Origin of the sequence: Micromonospora sp. NPDC049089 (assembly GCF_040648775.1) — a bacterium.
Taxonomy (GTDB): domain Bacteria; phylum Actinomycetota; class Actinomycetes; order Mycobacteriales; family Micromonosporaceae; genus Micromonospora.
On sequence record NZ_JBEZEH010000176.1, the window covers coordinates 1 to 15,746 of the forward strand.

The 15,746-nt window shown below is 71.8% G+C and carries 12 protein-coding genes; all 12 read right to left on the minus strand.

The genetic code is table 11. The features are described 5' to 3' along the window. Positions 1–116 precede the first annotated feature (116 nt). A complete protein-coding gene (locus tag AB0B48_RS25330; RefSeq protein ID WP_355009784.1) occupies positions 117–1,124 on the minus strand; it encodes a sugar phosphate isomerase/epimerase family protein in 1,008 nt (335 codons plus the stop codon). A gap of 211 nt (positions 1,125–1,335) precedes the next feature. Then, positions 1,336–1,839 (minus strand): ATP-binding protein, encoded by a 504-nt coding sequence (locus AB0B48_RS25335; protein WP_357205774.1) that lies wholly within the window; start codon positions 1,837–1,839, stop codon positions 1,336–1,338. Between the two features lie 370 nt (positions 1,840–2,209). Beyond that, positions 2,210–4,324, minus strand: a complete 2,115-nt coding sequence (locus AB0B48_RS25340; RefSeq protein WP_357205777.1) for a ThuA domain-containing protein — start codon at positions 4,322–4,324, stop codon at positions 2,210–2,212. Positions 4,325–4,399: 75 nt separating this feature from the next. Next, positions 4,400–7,258, minus strand: coding sequence for a PQQ-dependent sugar dehydrogenase (locus AB0B48_RS25345; RefSeq protein ID WP_355009787.1), 2,859 nt, complete (start codon positions 7,256–7,258; stop codon positions 4,400–4,402). Positions 7,259–7,477: 219 nt separating this feature from the next. Then, entirely contained in the window at positions 7,478–8,545 is a 1,068-nt protein-coding gene (locus tag AB0B48_RS25350; RefSeq protein ID WP_357205780.1) for a polyprenyl synthetase family protein, read from the minus strand. After that, the gene (locus AB0B48_RS25355) at positions 8,542–9,957 is read right to left on the minus strand and encodes a nucleotide pyrophosphatase/phosphodiesterase family protein (RefSeq protein WP_355009789.1); all 1,416 of its coding nucleotides are present in this window, start codon (positions 9,955–9,957) and stop codon (positions 8,542–8,544) included. The genes AB0B48_RS25350 and AB0B48_RS25355 overlap by 4 nt, the downstream gene beginning before the upstream one ends. Continuing rightward, positions 9,954–11,153: a metabolite traffic protein EboE gene (gene eboE / locus AB0B48_RS25360; RefSeq protein WP_357205783.1), complete on the minus strand. Its 1,200-nt coding sequence runs from the start codon at positions 11,151–11,153 to the stop codon at positions 9,954–9,956. The genes AB0B48_RS25355 and eboE overlap by 4 nt, the downstream gene beginning before the upstream one ends. Continuing rightward, on the minus strand, positions 11,153–12,010 hold the full coding sequence (locus AB0B48_RS25365; RefSeq protein WP_355009791.1) for a TatD family hydrolase: 858 nt from the start codon (positions 12,008–12,010) through the stop codon (positions 11,153–11,155). The genes eboE and AB0B48_RS25365 overlap by 1 nt, the downstream gene beginning before the upstream one ends. Continuing rightward, positions 12,011–12,619, minus strand: coding sequence for an EboA domain-containing protein (locus AB0B48_RS25370; protein ID WP_357205787.1), 609 nt, complete (start codon positions 12,617–12,619; stop codon positions 12,011–12,013). It abuts the gene before it with no gap. Between the two features lie 55 nt (positions 12,620–12,674). Continuing rightward, positions 12,675–13,628, minus strand: coding sequence for a sugar phosphate isomerase/epimerase family protein (locus tag AB0B48_RS25375; protein ID WP_357205790.1), 954 nt, complete (start codon positions 13,626–13,628; stop codon positions 12,675–12,677). Then, positions 13,625–14,572 (minus strand): SCO3242 family prenyltransferase, encoded by a 948-nt coding sequence (locus AB0B48_RS25380; protein ID WP_357205793.1) that lies wholly within the window; start codon positions 14,570–14,572, stop codon positions 13,625–13,627. Before AB0B48_RS25380 ends, AB0B48_RS25375 begins: the two co-directional genes overlap by 4 nt. Next, positions 14,556–15,719, minus strand: a complete 1,164-nt coding sequence (locus tag AB0B48_RS25385) for an inositol-3-phosphate synthase (RefSeq protein ID WP_357205796.1) — start codon at positions 15,717–15,719, stop codon at positions 14,556–14,558. The genes AB0B48_RS25380 and AB0B48_RS25385 overlap by 17 nt, the downstream gene beginning before the upstream one ends. Between the last annotated feature and the right edge of the window lie 27 nt (positions 15,720–15,746).

Here is a 15,746-nt window from a genome sequence, read left to right on the forward strand (position 1 = left end):
CCCACCCACCCCCGCTCTCAGGCCAGCCCCAACCCCCACCGCCGCCACGCACGTCCCCCGCACGCCGGCGGCTCGGCCGCCCCCCCCCCCCGGCCCGTGGTCTGTCCGACGCGCGGTCAGTCCTTGCTGCTGAACGCCGCGTCGAAGGCGGCGCTCGGTGCGTCGAAGGCGAGCCGGCGGACGAACTGCAACGCCTCCGGAGCGCCGACCAGCCGGTCCATTCCGGCGTCTTCCCACTCGACCGAGATCGGGCCGGTGTAGCCGATCGCGTTCAACGCGCGGAAGCAGTCCTCCCAGGGCACGTCGCCGTGGCCGGTGGAGACGAAGTCCCACCCGCGCCGCAGGTCGGCCCAGGGCAGGTGCGAGGCGAGCCGGCCACGCCGGCCATCGCCGGTACGCACCTTCGCGTCCTTGCAGTCCACGTGGTAGATCCGGTCGGCGAAGTCGAAGATGAAGTTCACCGGGTCCAGCTCCTGCCACACGAAGTGCGACGGGTCCCAGTTCAGACCGAACGCGGGCCGGTTGCCGATCGCCTCCAGCGTCCGCTTCGTCGTCCAGTAGTCGTACGCGATCTCACTGGGGTGCACCTCGTGCGCGAACCGCACTCCCACCTCGTCGAACACGTCGAGGATGGGGTTCCACCGGTCGGCGAAGTCCTGGTAGCCGCGCTCGATCATCGACGGCGGCACCGGCGGGAACATCGCGAGGGTGTGCCAGATCGACGAACCGGTGAAGCCGACGACGGTCTTCACCCCGAGCTTCGCCGCCGCCCGCGCGGTGTCCTTGATCTCCTCGGCGGCCCGCTGGCGAACGCCTTCGGGCTCCCCGTCGCCCCAGATGCGGCCGGGCAGGATGTCCTGGTGCCGCTCGTCGATCGGGTGGTCGCAGACCGCCTGACCGACCAGGTGGTTGGAGATCGTGAAAACCTCAAGGTTGTGCTTCGCGAGGGTTTCCTTCTTGCGCTCGACGTACGAGTCGTCGGCGAGCGCCTTGTCGACCTCGAAGTGGTCGCCCCAGCAGGCGATCTCCAGACCGTCGTAGCCCCACTCGGAGGCGAGCCGGCAGACCTCCTCGAACGGAAGATCGGCCCACTGGCCGGTGAAGAGCGTGATGGGTCGCGCCATTGTCCTTCTCCCCTGATGTGATGGGGATTCCTGTGCGGACCGGGGCGAGGGTGACCGGACGTGCGTGGCACCCGAGCGGTCACCGGTGGGTGCGGAGCACACCTGAGCCCGGCGGGTTGCGCCTCCCACCGGGTCACCGGCCACCAGCACGGTCGCCGACCCCCACCCTATTTCCGCAGTGCCCCATCGGGGAAGCCCCGCAGTCGGCCGATCATCCGATCATTTCCTCGGGCGCGGGCAGGACAGCCCGTACGGTGAAGCCACCACCGGCACGCGGGCCGGCGGAGAACGTGCCGCCGAGCCGCTCGGCGCGCCTGCGTACCCCGAGCAGACCCCGACCGGCGCCCTGGGTGCCGCCGCCGGACGGAGCGGGACCGGCGCCCTCGTCGCGGACCTCGATGCTGATGCCCGCGACGTCGTAGCGCAGGCGGACCCCGACCGGGGCGCCCGGCGCGTGCCGGCAGGCGTTGGTCAGCGCTTCCTCGATGATCCGGTACGCCACGACGTCGACCGGGCCGGGTAGCGGGCGGGGTTGCCCTGCCATGGTCCACCGCACCGGTTGACCGGCGGTGAAGCCCTCCACCAGCGCGTCGAGGCGGTTCAGGCTGGGCGCCGGCTCGGACGGGTCGTCGGGCTCGTCGGCCCGGCCCAGCGCACCGAGCAGCTGATGGCCTCGCGCCAGCACCGTCCCGCGCCACTGCGCGAACAACCCCATGCAGGTCAAGGTACGGCAGCCACCTGTGAGCCGGTCGGCGGCATCCACGCAATGTGCCTGCATCCGAGTGCGCCGGCAGCGGTGCGGGGACCAGCCCTGCACCGGGGCTCCGGCCTCCCCAACAACCCCGCGCACCCCCGCGTAAACGGCGGGCTGGCGGGATGGCAACCGGCGGACGAATCGGTGCGAGCGTGATGCCTCTGTGTCATCAGGATGACTCAGAGGCATCACGCTCGTTGAAGACACCGCTCGTCGCCCTTTGCCGACGCAACTGGCTGACGGGGGACGCCAACCGGGCACGTCGGCCGGGCACGCCGGCCGGCCCGGAGGGGCCGACGACGTGAGCCGCGGCCCCTTCGGGGTCAGTCGGTCAGGGCAGGGTCCACTTCTGGTTGGCTGCGTTGAGGCAGGTCCAGAGGTGCACTGCGGTGCTGTCGGCGGAGTTGTTGCCGGAGACGTCCAGGCACTTGCCCGACGACGGGTTGCGCAGCGTGCCGTCGGACGCGGCAGCCCAGTTCTGTGCGCCGCTGCCGTTGCAGGTCCAGAGCTGGATCTTGGTGCCGTCGGCGGTGCCGCTGCCGTTGACGTCCAGGCACTTGCCGAGCGCCTTGATCGTCGAGTTCGGCGTCACGGTCCAGGTCTGCGAGGCGCTGCCGTTGCAGGTGTAGAGCTGGATCTGGGTGCCGTCGGCGGTGCCACCGTTGCGCACGTCCAGGCACTTGCCGGCCAGACCCTTGATCGGGCCCACCCCGTTCGTGCCACCTCCGCCCTTGACCAGGGTGAAGTCGTCCAGGTCGAAGAGCCCCGTGCCGCTACCGGTGAAGGTGAGGTAGAGGTTCTGGGTGCTGGACGGGACGTTGGACAGCGCCGCGGAGACGTTGGCGTAGGTGCTCCAGCTGCCGGTGTTCGGCACCGCGACAGTGCCGAGCACCGGGCCGGTGGCCGAACCGGTGCGCACCTGGATGGCGCCACCCGCGCCGCCGGAGACGACCCGCGCCGTGAACGAGGTGACCCCGGCCAGGTTGACCCCGTTGTACGCGGCCCAGTCACCCGGCTCGATGTAGCCGAGGGTCTGCCCGCCGTTGGCGCCCGCCTTGGTGAACGCGGAGACCCCGTTGGCCGAGCTGAACGCCTCGGCCTGGATCGTGGTGTTCCCGGTCGGCGGCGGGGTGCCGCCCAGCTCCTTGATCCGGATGTTGCGGAAGGAGGCGTCGTCACCGGTGCCGTGGTTCTGGATACCGATGTGACCGGCCAGCGACCGTACCGGGTTGGTGTTGGTGAAGTCGTTGATCTTCACCCCGTTGAGGAAGATCTGCAGCCGCTCGCCTTCGACCAGCAGCTCGTACGTGTTCCACTCCCCCGCCGCGTTCAACGCCGCGTCGCGGGCGGCGATGTCGGCGGACTTGAACGTGTAGACCGCGCCGGTGGTGCGGTCGGTCGCGTCGGTGGCGTCGATCTGGATCTCGTACCCGTTGTCGACCGCCGACCACGGGTCACTCGACGGAGGGAACCCGATGAAGATGCCGGAGTTGTCGTCACCGGCCAGCTTCCAGTCCATCTTCAGCGAGTAGTTGGTGAACTGCTTCGCGTTGTACCAGTACAGCCCCATGCCGCCGACCGAGGTCAGGGTGGCGTCAGTGTTGGTGAAGCTGCCCGGGCCGGCCTGTGACCAACCGGCCGTCGAGCCGTTGAACAGCGGGGTGTAGCCGGTCTCGGGCCGGCAGTCGGCCTTGCTCCGACCGGAGGCGTACCGGATGCCGCCGAGCAGGTGGTTCCGGAACCCCGACTCCGCGTACGACGCCTGGGTGTGCCCCGCGCCGGTGTAGAAGGACCGGCCGCCGCTGTAGCTCTTGCACCAGCTCAGCGGGTGGTCGGCGCCCATTCCGCCGCCGGAGTACGACGACTCGTCGAGGGTGGCCAGCACGTGGGCGCTCGACCGGGCGTTGGTGCGGTAGTTGTACCACTCGTCGGTGCGGGTCCAGGTCTGCGGCAGGTGCGCGGTTGCCGCGTGGCCCCGGTCCTCCACCTTCATGTTGGCCTGCTGGATCGCGGGGTGCGAGGCGAACCACGCCCCGACGAGGTTGCCGTAGAACGGCCAGTCGTACTCGGTGTCGGCTGCGGCGTGCACACCCACGTATCCGCGGCCCGAGCCGATGTACGACTCGAAGGCGGTTTGCTGGCTGGCGTTGAGCACGTCGCCGGTGGTGTTGAGGAAGACGACAGCCTCGTACTGGTTGAGGTTGCTCGTGGTGAACGCGGCGGCGTCCTCGGTCGCGGTGACCGTGAAGTTGTTCGCCGCGCCCAGGTCGCGGATGGTCTGGATGCCGACCGGGATCGCGTCGTGCCGGAAACCGGCGGTCTTGGAGAAGACCAGCACGTCGTACGGGGCGTCGGCGGCGCTGGCCGGGGTGGCTGGGGTGGTGCAGGCGATGACGGCGAGTGCGGCCATTGCCGCACCGAGGACGGGTCGCATACGTCTGCGCATATCGCTCTCCTAACTGCGGTTAGGAGGGGCCCCTCGCCTCACACTAGGCGTGCCGAGGGGCCCCCACCTGTCAGCTCAGGGCAGGATCCACTTTTGGTTGGCGGCACCGCTGACGCAGGTCCAGAGGTGGACCGCGGTGCTGTCGGCGGAGCTGTTGCCGGAGACGTCGAGGCACTTGCCGGACGCCGGGCTACGCAACGTGCCGTCGGCCTGGGCCACCCAGTTCTGCGCGGCGGTCCCGTTGCAGGTGTAGAGCTGGATCTTGGTGCCGTCGGCGGTGGCGGCACCCGCGACGTCCAGGCACTTGCCCAACGACTTGATCGTCGAGTTCGGCGTCACGGCCCAGGTCTGCGCCGCGCTGCCGTTGCAGGTGTAGATCTGGATCTGCGTGCCGTCGGCGGTGGCGGCGTTGCGCACGTCCAGGCACTTGCCAGCCAGACCCTTGATCGGCCCGGCCCCACCGGCCGGGGGCGTCCCGGTCACGAAGGTGAAGGCGTCCAGGTCGTAGAGCGCCCCGGTGCCCGACCCGGCGAAGGTCAGGTAGAGCGTGGTCGTGCCGGTCGGCGGGTTGCTGATCGTCCCGGTGACAGTGGTGAAGGTTTCCCAGCCGCCGGTCACCGGGACCGTGGCCGAGCCGAGCACGGTGCCGGTGGCCGAGCCGGCCCGGACCTGGAGGGTGCCGCCGGCGCCCGCCGAGGAGACCCGGGCGTTGAACGAGGTCACGTTGCCCAGCCGGTACGGCTGGAACGCGATCCAGTCGCCGTTGTTGATGTCGCCGACGGTCTTGCCACCCTCGGCCGGGGTCTTGCTGAACACGTTGATCCCCGACGAGGTGCCGTAGAACTCGGCCTGGCGGTGCCGCGGCGGCAACGTGTGCTGGGTGTGCGTGGTCAGCCCACCGGCGTCGGTGTACTCGGCGTCGAAGATCGCGAAGATGTTCGCCGCGTCGTCGTGCTCACCGTCGACCGGGATCGTGATCGAGCCGGAGCAGCCGGTCTTCGAGGTGATCTGGTGCCCGTGCTGGTCGTGGCCGAGCACGTAGGTCATCTTGACCTTCGTGCAGTCGATGGTGCCGTCCTCCGGGTCGGTCACCGTGATGCTGTACGGCACCGTGTCCCCGAAGCCGAACAGCTGACCGTTGCCCGGGTTGTTGATCGTGACGGTGGGCGCGGTGTTGCCGACGCTGATCTGCACGCTGCTGCTGCCGGTGGCGCCCTGCGGGTCCCGCACGGTCAGCGTGGCGGTGTAGGTGCCGTTGGCGCTGTAGGTCTTCGTCGGGTTCGCGGCGGTCGAGGTGGTGCCGTCACCGAACGCCCAGGCGTAGGTCAACGTGCCACCCTCGGGGTCGGACGAGCCGGCCGAGGAGAACGTCACCGCGAGCGGGGCCGCACCTGAGGTGCGGTTGGCGCTGGCCTTCGCGGTGGGCGCCCGGTTGCCGCCGCCGACGTAGTCGAAGCGGTAGAGCGCGGAGTTGGCGTCACCGTTGAAGTAACCGGTGCCGTAGTCGAGGACGTAGTAGGCGCCGTCCGGGCCGAACGCCGAGTCCATCACCTGCTTGCCGACCCAGGGGAAGGTGTCGATGGTGCCCCGGGAGCCGTCGGAGTTGACGTGGATCGGCTTGATCCAGCCCCGGCCGAACTCGGTGGCGAAGAACTGCCCGTCGAACGACTGCGGAAACTTGGTGGTGGAGGTCGACGAGGCGTTGTACCGGTAGACCGGGCCGCCCATCGGCGACTCGGAGCCGCCGCCGAACTCGGTCGGGGTGCCGGCGTCACCGGCGTACCGGATCCAGGCCGGCTGGGCCGGCGGCAGGGTGGTCAGGCCGGTGTTGCGGAACGAGTTGTTGGTCGGCCCGCCGGTGCAGTTGTACTTCGCGCCGCTGGCGCTGGTCGCGAAGTCGAACTCGTTGTACGTCTCGGTGCTGGTGTTGGTGCCGGTGCAGTACGGCCAGCCGTAGTTGCCCGGTGCCGCGACCCGGTTGAACTCCACCTGGCCGGACGGCCCGCGGGTGGAGCTGGTGGAGCCGGCGTCCGGCCCGTAGTCACCGACGTAGACCACACCGGTGGCCTTGTCCACGCTGATCCGGAACGGGTTGCGGAACCCCATCGCGTAGATCTCCGGCCGGGTCCTGGCGGTGCCGGGGGCGAACAGGTTGCCTGACGGGACGGAGTACGTGCCGTTGGCGTTCACCTTGATCCGCAGGATCTTGCCGCGCAGGTCGTTGGTGTTGCCGGCGCTGCGCTGCGCGTCGTACGCGGGGTTGCGGTTGGTCCGCTCGTCCAGCGGCGAGTAGCCGGACGACTCGAACGGGTTCGTGTCGTCGCCGGTGGACAGGTAGAGGTTGCCGGCGGCGTCGAAGTCGATGTCACCACCGACGTGGCAGCACACGCCCCGGCTGGCCGGGACGTCGAGCACGTCGACCTTGCTGGACTGGTTGAGCGTGAAGTCCGAGTTGAGGGTGAACCGGGAGAGCCGGTTGACGCCGTCGAAGGCCGAGAAGTCGGTGCCGGTGGCCGGTGCGTCGCCGCCGGGGGTGGAGAGCGGCGGGGCGTAGTAGAGGTAGATGTAGCGGTTGCTGGCGAAGCCCGGGTCGACCCCGACGCCCTGCAACCCCTCCTCGTCGTGCGTGTAGACCGAGACGGTGCCGATCACGGAGGTGGTGCCGTTGGCGTCGGTGCGGCGCAGGGTGCCGTTGCGGGCGGTGTGCAGGACCGAGCGGTCCGGCAGCACCGCCAGGGACATCGGCTCACCCATGTCGGTCACGCCGCGAGCCAACTCGACCTGCTGGAAGTCGCTGGCGACGATCGTGTGTGCCTGGGCGGGGGCCGAGCCGGCGGCGAAGGTGACAGTGCCGGCGGCGACCGCCAGCAGCAGCGCGGATCCGGTGGAGAACCATCGTCGGGACCGTTGTCGGGGAGCGTCCTTCATTGACATCTGTGCTGTCCCTTCCTGACGTGTGACTGCCAGGCCGGGCGCGCGCCGTCGCGCCGGATGCCGTAGCGGTGGTGGGGGGGTCGATGGGTTACCGCGCCGCCGGTTCACCTCGACGAAACATCTTCGTGTTGGTCACGACACTAAGTCGCACGTGTCGATGTGTCCATACCTTCCGGCGGTTCAGCATCAACTTTTGTCGATTTGATCGAAAGTCGCCGGTCAGGCGCGTCGGTCGATGGCCTGCCCGGCCAGCGCAACCAGGGCCGCGCGGGCCTCGTCGGCCACCACGGCGTTCTGCAGCGCGGCGAGCGCGGCCTCGGTCCGAACCCGGATCATCTGCTCGATCCGCTCCCGCGCGCCGGTTGCCTCGATGATGTCGCGCAGCTCCGCCGCGCCCTCGGCGTCCAACGCCGGGTTACCGAACAGCTCCCGCAACCGGACGGTCTGGGGCCGGTCGGCGGCGCTGCGGGCCAGCGCCATCATGACCGTGGGCTTGCCCTCACGCAGGTCGTCCAGGACCGACTTGCCGGTCACCGCCGGGTCGCCGAACACGCCAAGGACATCGTCGCGGAGCTGGAACGCGTCACCCAGCGGGTCACCGAACTCGCCCAACGCGGCGATCAGCTCCGGCCCCGCGCCGGCCAGGGCCGCACCGATCTGCAACGGCCGGGTGACCGTGTACCGGGCAGCCTTCATCCGGATCACGGTGAGCGCGCTGGCCACCGAGCCGTCGCCCACCCCCGACACCAGGTCCAGGTACTCCCCCGCGATCACCTCGGTACGCATCAGCGCGAACACGCCGTACCCCCGGTGCACCTGCTCGGTGCTCAGCCCGCACTCGTGGAACATCTGATCCGACCAGGCCGCGCAGAGGTCCCCGCAGAGCAGCGCGGTGTTGCGGCCGTACGCCTCGGGGTCACCGCGCCACGACGAGCGGGCGTGCAGGTCGGCGAAGAGCCGGTGCACCGACGGCTCACCCCGGCGGCGGTCGCTGCCGTCCAGGATGTCGTCGTGGATCAGCGCGAAAGCGTGGAACAGCTCCAGGGCCGCCGCGGCCACCACGATCGGGGTGCCGTCGGCAGCCCCCGCGCCGCGCCAACCCCAGTAGCAGAAGAGCGGTCGTAACCGCTTGCCACCGGCCAGCACGAACCGTTGCAGCGCGGTGAACACGCCCCGCGGCGCCCCGTCCGGCCAGTCCGGGCCCTGTCGGCTGAGAAACCCGGCCAGCTCCGCGTCGAAGCGTGCCCGCAGTTCGCTGGCGTCGGTGGGCGCGACGGTGACCGTCATGTCCGCTCCCCCGAGCCGCTCGCGCCGTCAACGCCTAATCCGGCGAGCTCCAGCAGCAGCGCCTTGACCTCGGTCGCCGCGATCTTGTCCCGGGCCGCGGTCGGGTCCGAGCAGAGCAGCACCGGGCCATCCGCCGGGTCGGCCGGCAGCCGCCCGTGCGAGCCGCGAACCGCCTGCGCACCGGCGTCCAGGCCGACAGCGCTCATCAGGTACCGCATGCCGAGCTTCTTGCGGGCCAGGGCGACCCCGGCGCGAGCCTTCGCGGCACCGGGGTTCGCCGGGTCGAAGAACAGCTCCGCCGGGTCGTAACCGGGCTTGCGGTGGATCTCCACGAGTCGGGCGAAGTCCGGTGCGTTGGCGTCGTCCAACCAGTAGTAGTAGGTGAACCAGGCGTCCGGCTCGGCCACCAGCACCAGCTCACCGGCGCGCGGGTGGTCGAGCCCGTGTGCGGCCTTGCCCTCGGCGTCGAGCACCTCGGCGACCCCGGGCAGGCCGGCGCAGAGCTTCGCCACCGCCGGCACGTCGGCCGGATCCTTGACGTAGACGTGCGCGATCTGGTGGTCGGCGACAGCGAACGCCTTCGACGTCCACGGGTCGAGGTACTCCATGCCCGCCTGGGTGTGCACCCGCAACAGGCCCTCCGCGCGCAGCAACCGGTTGACGTCCACCGGCCGGGAAACGTCGGTGATGCCGTACTCGGACAGCACCACCACTGTGGCGTCCCGGGCCCGGGCGGCGTCCAGGAGCGGGCCGAGCACCGCGTCCAGCTCGGCTGCCGCCGCGGCGGCCTGGGCCGACGAGGGACCGAAGCGTTGCAGGTCGTAGTCCAGGTGCGGGACGTAGACCAGGGTCAGGTCGGGTGACACGTCGGCAAGGATCTGCTCGGCGGCCTGGCAGATCCACTTCGACGACGGCAGGGCGGCGGTCGGCCCCCAGTAGGTGAAGAGCGGGAAGGTGCCCAGCCGCCCGGTGAGCGCGTCGTGCAGCTCCGGCGGGTCGGTGTAGCAGTCCGGTTCCTTGCGCCCGTCGGCGTAGTAGACCGGGCGTGGCGTCACCGTCCAGTTGACGTCGGCGCCCATGGCGTACCACCAGCAGACGTTGGCCACCGTGTAGCCGGGTTCGGCCCGACGGGCGGCCTGCCAGAGCTTGTCCCCGCCGACCAGCGCGTTGTGCTGCCGCCACAGCAGCACCTCGCCCAGCTCCCGGAAATACCACCCGTTGCCGACGATCCCGTGCCCGCTGGGCTGCTCGCCGGTGAGGAAGGTGGACTGCACCGAGCAGGTCACGGCGGGCAGCACAGTGCCCAGCTCGGCCCGGAAGCCGCCGTCTGCCACCCCGCGCAGTCGAGGCATGTGGGCCAGTAGTCGGGGTGTCAACCCCACCACGTCGAGGACCACCAGTCGCCTGCTCATCGCGTCACTCCCATGCTCACGGTTCGGTCTGTGGTCAGGCCGAGGCCGACCAGTTCGTCCCGGGCGAAGGCCAGCTCCGCGGCGATGCCGGCGGCCAGCTCCGCGTCGGTGCCGGGCCGTCGTGCGGCCGGCAGCACCCCCCAGGTGTACGTCTCGACGTCGAGGTGGTCACAGCCGGCGGTCGGGCCGTCGAAGAGCGCTCTCAGGGCCGCACGAAGCACCGGCACTGTCGAGCCGAGCGGCTCCTCGGGTGGGGCGTGCAGCGGCACGTGGTAATGCACCCGCCACGGCCCGGGCAGCGCCCGCTCCAATGCCTCGTCCAGGTCGTCGGCCGCGTACGTCGGCTCGGCCGGGTCGGCCAGACCGGCGCAACCGGTGCCCCGGGTCTGGTGCAGGAAGCGCGGCTCCACCCAGCGGCGCAACGCCTCGGCGTCACGGGCCGGGTCGGCGGCCTCGACAGCGGCCGAGACCTGCACCTTCACCACCGGCAGTCCGGCCGCCCGCAGTCGGTGCAGCGCCTCGGTCGGCTCTTCCCAGGCGCAGGCCAGGTGGGCGAGGTCCACGCAGACACCCAGCCGGTCGGTGTCCATCCCGGACAGCAGCGCGGCCGCCTGACCGGTGCTCTCCACCACACAGCCGGGCTCGGGCTCGAAGGCGACACGCACCTCACGGCCGGTGTCGCGTTGCACGTCGGCCAGGCCGGTGGCGAGCTGGTCCAGGCGGCGTCGGGCCGCGTCGGCCCGGCCGGTGTCCCACGGTTGACGCCAGGCCAGCGGCAGCGTGGAGATCGAACCCCGGGCGGCGTCGTCGGGCAGCAGGTCGGCGAGGACCCGGGCCAGGTCGAGGGTGTAGGTCAGGCGCTGCTCGGTGGTCCAGTCCGGGTGGTACACGTCCTGCTTGACCACCGGGGCCTGGAAGGCCGCGTACGGGAAGCCGTTGAGGGTGACCACCTCCAGGCCGCGCGCGTCCAGCTCGGTGCGCAACCGGCGGCGTAGCGTCTGGTCGGCGGCCAGCTCGGCGGCGACCGGGGCGGCCAGCCACAGGCCGAGCCCGAGCAGGTCGCTGCCGAGCGCCTCGCGGACCGGCACCGCGTAGGTGTCCAGTTGACCGAGGATCCCGGCGAGGTCCTCGGCCGGGTGCACGTTGGTGCAGTAGCCCAGGTGGACGGTCTCGCCGCCGGCATGTCGCAGCCGCATCAGCTGCCGCCGCGCAGGATCGAGTTGCCGGTCTGCGGGTCCACGGCGGCGGCGGCGTCCAGGTCGCTGAGGTCGAGCCGCCCCGACTGCCCGTAGAACTCCACCGGGTTTCGCCACAGCACCTTGTCGACGTCGTCGTCGCTGAAGCCGGCCGCGAGCATCGCCTCGCCGGTGGCTCGGGTCAGCAGCGGATCGGAGCGCCCCCAGTCGGCTGCCGAGTTGACCAGCATCCGTTCCGTGCCGTACTCCCGCAGCAACTCCACCATCCGCTGCGGCGTCATCTTGGTGTCCGGGTAGATGGAGAAACCCAGCCAGCAGCCGCTGTCGCGGACCAGCTTCACTGTCACCTCGTTGAGGTGGTCGACGACCACCCGACCCGCGTCGATGCCGGACTCGGCGACCACGGCGAGGGTCCGCTCGCAGCCGCGCGCCTTGTCCCGGTGCGGGGTGTGCACCAGCGCCGGTAGTTCGTACGCCACCGCGAGGGCGAGCTGCGCCGCGAACGCCTCGTCCTCCTCGGGCGTCATCGAGTCGTACCCGATCTCGCCGACCGCCACCACCGCGTCCTTGTCCAGGTAGCGGGGCAGCAGGTCGAGGACCGGCCGGCAGCGCGGGTCGTTGGCCTCCTTGGGGTTCAGCGCGATGGTGGCGAAGTGCCGCACCCCGAACTGCCCGGCCCGGAACGGCTCCCAGCCGATCAGCGAGTCGAAGTAGTCGGTGAACGAGGCGGCGCTGGTGCGCGGCTGACCCAGCCAGAACGCCGGCTCCACCACCGCGCGCACCCCGGCGGCGGCCATCCGTTCGTAGTCGTCGGTGGTGCGTGAGGTCATGTGGATGTGGGGGTCGAAGATGCGCATTCACGCCTCCCGGGGCAGTGCGGCGGTGAGCCGGTCGAGCAGGTCGGTGGCGTCGGCGGGCAGGTCACGGCCGGCGGCGTGTCGTTCCGCGGCCAGCGCGGCGAGCATGGCGGTCAGCTCGCTGTCGGCCCGGGAGTCCAGGTCGGCCACCCCGGCCAGGGGGACGCCGCTGAACACGCACTTGAGCACCGCCTGCCGCCAGGCGGCCTGGTCGAGGTGCCGGGCGTACGGGCCGAGCGCGGCGGCGACCAACCGGGTGTCGTTGGTCCGGATCGCGTCGTGCAGCAACGGCACCGCGTCGGCGCCGATCGGCAGCAGCGGCAGGGCACGCAGCACCGCTCGTCGTTCGGCCGCGTCACCGTGCTGGTAGAGGCGCTCGGCGTACGCCGCGTGCTCGCCGGGCAGGCTGGTGAGCAGCAGCACCCGGGCCGCGTCGTCGGCGGTCCAGCCGGGGGCTTCGGGCAGCGCGGCCCGCCCGCAGCGTCGGCCGACGGCGGGAAAGAGCCTGGTGATCGCGGTGGGCTCGGTGGTGACCCGGCGCAGCGCCGTGTCCAGCCAGTCGGGATCGGGTACGCCTCCCAGCGCGGCCCGTAGTGAATCCGGTGTCATCCCGTCTCCTCCCCTTGTGCTGCTCCCCGGTGCCTCGCCACCCTTTGCTCTGCACCTATATATGCACCGGGGCCTCTTTGGCGGGCGTCGCCTCGGCGGGTGCAGAGCAAAGGGTGCGGGCAGGGTCGTCATCGGTGGCCGCGGCGGCACGCAGGAACTCGATCGACCGGGCCGCCACGGCGGGTGCGGCGTGCGAGTCGCGGGGCAACTCCACGGCGACCAGGCCGCGGTAGCCGGCGTCGCGCAGCGCGGCCAGCACCGGCGGAAAGTCGATCTCGCCGACGCCGAACTCCAGGTGCTCGTGCACGCCTCGGCGCATGTCGTCGATCTGCACGTTGACCAGGTGGTCGGCCACCTCGGCGACGCACTGCGGCACCGGCCAGGGCTCCAGGCACCGACAGTGGCCGATGTCGAGGGTGATGCCGAAGCGGGCCGGGTTGTCCAGTGCGGCGTGCAGCCGACGCCAGTCGGCGATGTCCTGCACCAGCATGCCCGGCTCCGGTTCGAAGCCGAGGGTGACGTCCGCGGTGTCGGCCGCGTCGACCACTGTGGCGCAGCCGGCCACCAGCCGGTCCCAGGCGCACTGCGGTGACACCGACTCGGGTCGGACACCGGCCCAGAACGAGACCGCCTCCGCACCCAGGTCGGCGCCGATCCGCACGGCCCGGCGGAGGAACTCGATCCGCCGGGTCGGGTCGTCGTGCAGCAACGTCGGGGCGTGCTTCTGCCACGGGTCGAGCAGGTAGCGGGCTCCGGTCTCGATGACCACCGCCAGGCCCAGCGACTCCAACCGTCGACTGACAGCGGCGACCCGGCGGGTGAGCCCGGGCGCGAACGGGTCCAGGTGGTCATGGTCCAGGGTGAGCGCCACCCCGTCGTAGCCGAGGTCGGCGATGACCGCGAGCGCGTCGTCGAGGCGGTGGTTGGCGAACCCGTTGGTGCCGTACCCGAGGCGCAGCGTGGTGGCGTCGGTGACCGGCGCACCGGGCCGTGGCTCGGGGACGCTCATGTCGGGGAGACCTTCCGGGCCAGTCGTCGACCCAGCGGCGCGGCCGCCGCGACGGCCACCCCGAGCAGACCTGCTCCACCCCGTGCGGTGAGCGCTCCCTGGAGGGCCGGCAACCCGGTGATCCCGGCGCCGACGGCCGCCCGGACCCGCTTGGCCGACGGGTCCCGGACAACCTCGGCCTGGGCCGCGCCGTACCGGGCGGCGTACCACCCGGCCAGCACCGCGGGCAGCAGCGCCGCGATCGTGGCCGACCGGCTGCGACCCGCGCGCACGCCGGTCTCGTCGACGGTCTCGGCCCGGTCGGTGGCCCCGGCGGGGTTCGCGGTGCGGAAGGCGCCTGGCACGGCGACCGCGGCACTGGTGGCGACCAACGCGGTGCCGGCGAGGGTGCGCATCGGCAGGGTGGCGTCGGCGCCGGTGACCTCCCGGCGGGACAGCGCGGTGACCGTCCAGGTGTGCGCGGCGACGGTGGCCGCCGCCGGCAACGCCCGGGTGATCCGACCGCCGGACGCGCCGAGCAGCACGTCCAGCCCTCGGCAGGCGGCCATCACGGCCGGACCGGCCGCGGTGTTCTTGGCCAGCAGGTCGTACCCCCAGATGGTGGCGGCCAGCGGGACGGCGAGCGCGGCGGCGCGGCGACCGCCCACGGCGGCGGCCAGGCCCACACCGGCGGCCGTGAGGCCCGCCGCGAGACCGACCGCGGCAGCCGGCGTGACCCGCCCGCTCGGGATCGGCCGCTCGGGCCGTTCCTCGGCGTCCAGACCCCGGTCGGACCAGTCGTTGGCGGCCATGCCGGCCCAGTAGAGCAGCACCGACGCGCCGGCCAGGGCGGGCGTACGCGGGCTCAGCGCGCCCGCCGCCGCGGCCCCGGCGATCACGTCACCGGGCACCGAGAGCGCGGCCGGTGCCCGGACCAGCTCGGCGAGATCAGCCAACGTTGTCATGATCACTGTCCCCGCCGTCGTGCAGTTGCCGGGTGAAGGCGGTCAGCCGGGCCCACTGCTCGCCCAGCGAGTGGGTGGGCGTGCCCAGCGGGTCCTTGAAGAAGAAGCCCAGGTCGGCCAGCGGCCCCACCTGCCCGGCGGCGTGCGCGGCGGCGGTGAGTCGGGCCAGGTCGAGCACCAGCGGCGCGGCCAGCGCCGAGTCGCAACCGTGCCAGGTGAACTCCATCCGCATGCCGGTGCCGAGGAATCCACTGAAGGTGATCAGATCCCAGGCGGTCTTGAAGTCGCCCAGCTCCTCGACGTACTCGATGCGGGTGCCGCCCTGCGGGACGTAGCCCAGCGTCTCGCCGAGCACCCGCTGCTTGCTCTGCACCTTCGCCGCGTTCGCGGCCGGGTCGGCGAGGGTGGCGCCGTCGCCGCCGCCGAGCAGGTTGACCCCGGACCAGGAGCCCACTGCCAGGTTGCGCATCGCGAACATCGGCGCGAGCACCGACTTGACCAGGGTCTCCCCGGTCTTGCCGTCGTGCCCGGCGTACGGCAGTCGGGCCTCCTCGGCCAGCGCGGCCAGCGCCGGCAGCCGCAGCCCGGTGGACGGGGTGAAGTCGACGTACGGGCAGCCGGCGAGCACCGCGGCGTACGCGTAGAGAGAGCTGACCGGCAGCACCTCGTCCGGCCCGTCGAGAGCGGCGCGTAGCGCGGCCGGGTCGGCGTGCGCGGGGTGCGGTCGAGGGGCCGGCTCGGTGGCGGAGACGTTGACCACCACCACCCGGTCCAACTCGTGCCGGTCGCGGAAGCTGGTCAGGTCGCGGACCACTGCCTCGGCCCGCTCGGCCTGGGTGTCGCCGACCGGTGCGGGGCGCAGCTCCTGCTCGACCACGCCCAGTTCGTCGCGGAGCGCGGCGACCAACCGCCAGGGGATGACACCGGCGTCCGCGAGGGCCTCGGCGCGCTTGCACAGCGGGGTGGTGGCCAGGTCGTGTCCGCCGAAGACCAGGTCGGCGAAGGCCGGCAGGGCCGGGCCGCGCAGATCGGGAAGCTCGGTGACGCAGCCGGTGGGCCCGGCCAGGCCGGCCCGCAGCGCGAGCCCCCCGACGATGCTGGCGCCGCCTGCGGTGGTACGGCCCTCGGCCTCCACGATGCGGTGCAGTTGGCGCAGCGCCAGGTCCGGGTCGGC

Coding starts and splice junctions, on each gene's coding strand:
- AB0B48_RS25330 (WP_355009784.1), bottom strand. CDS start 1,124: ATGGCGCGACCCATCACGCTCTTCACCGGCCAGTGGGCCGATCTTCCG.
- AB0B48_RS25335 (WP_357205774.1), bottom strand. CDS start 1,839: ATGGGGTTGTTCGCGCAGTGGCGCGGGACGGTGCTGGCGCGAGGCCAT.
- AB0B48_RS25340 (WP_357205777.1), bottom strand. CDS start 4,324: ATGCGCAGACGTATGCGACCCGTCCTCGGTGCGGCAATGGCCGCACTC.
- AB0B48_RS25345 (WP_355009787.1), bottom strand. CDS start 7,258: ATGTCAATGAAGGACGCTCCCCGACAACGGTCCCGACGATGGTTCTCC.
- AB0B48_RS25350 (WP_357205780.1), bottom strand. CDS start 8,545: ATGACGGTCACCGTCGCGCCCACCGACGCCAGCGAACTGCGGGCACGC.
- AB0B48_RS25355 (WP_355009789.1), bottom strand. CDS start 9,957: ATGAGCAGGCGACTGGTGGTCCTCGACGTGGTGGGGTTGACACCCCGA.
- eboE (WP_357205783.1), bottom strand. CDS start 11,153: ATGCGGCTGCGACATGCCGGCGGCGAGACCGTCCACCTGGGCTACTGC.
- AB0B48_RS25365 (WP_355009791.1), bottom strand. CDS start 12,010: ATGCGCATCTTCGACCCCCACATCCACATGACCTCACGCACCACCGAC.
- AB0B48_RS25370 (WP_357205787.1), bottom strand. CDS start 12,619: ATGACACCGGATTCACTACGGGCCGCGCTGGGAGGCGTACCCGATCCC.
- AB0B48_RS25375 (WP_357205790.1), bottom strand. CDS start 13,628: ATGAGCGTCCCCGAGCCACGGCCCGGTGCGCCGGTCACCGACGCCACC.
- AB0B48_RS25380 (WP_357205793.1), bottom strand. CDS start 14,572: ATGACAACGTTGGCTGATCTCGCCGAGCTGGTCCGGGCACCGGCCGCG.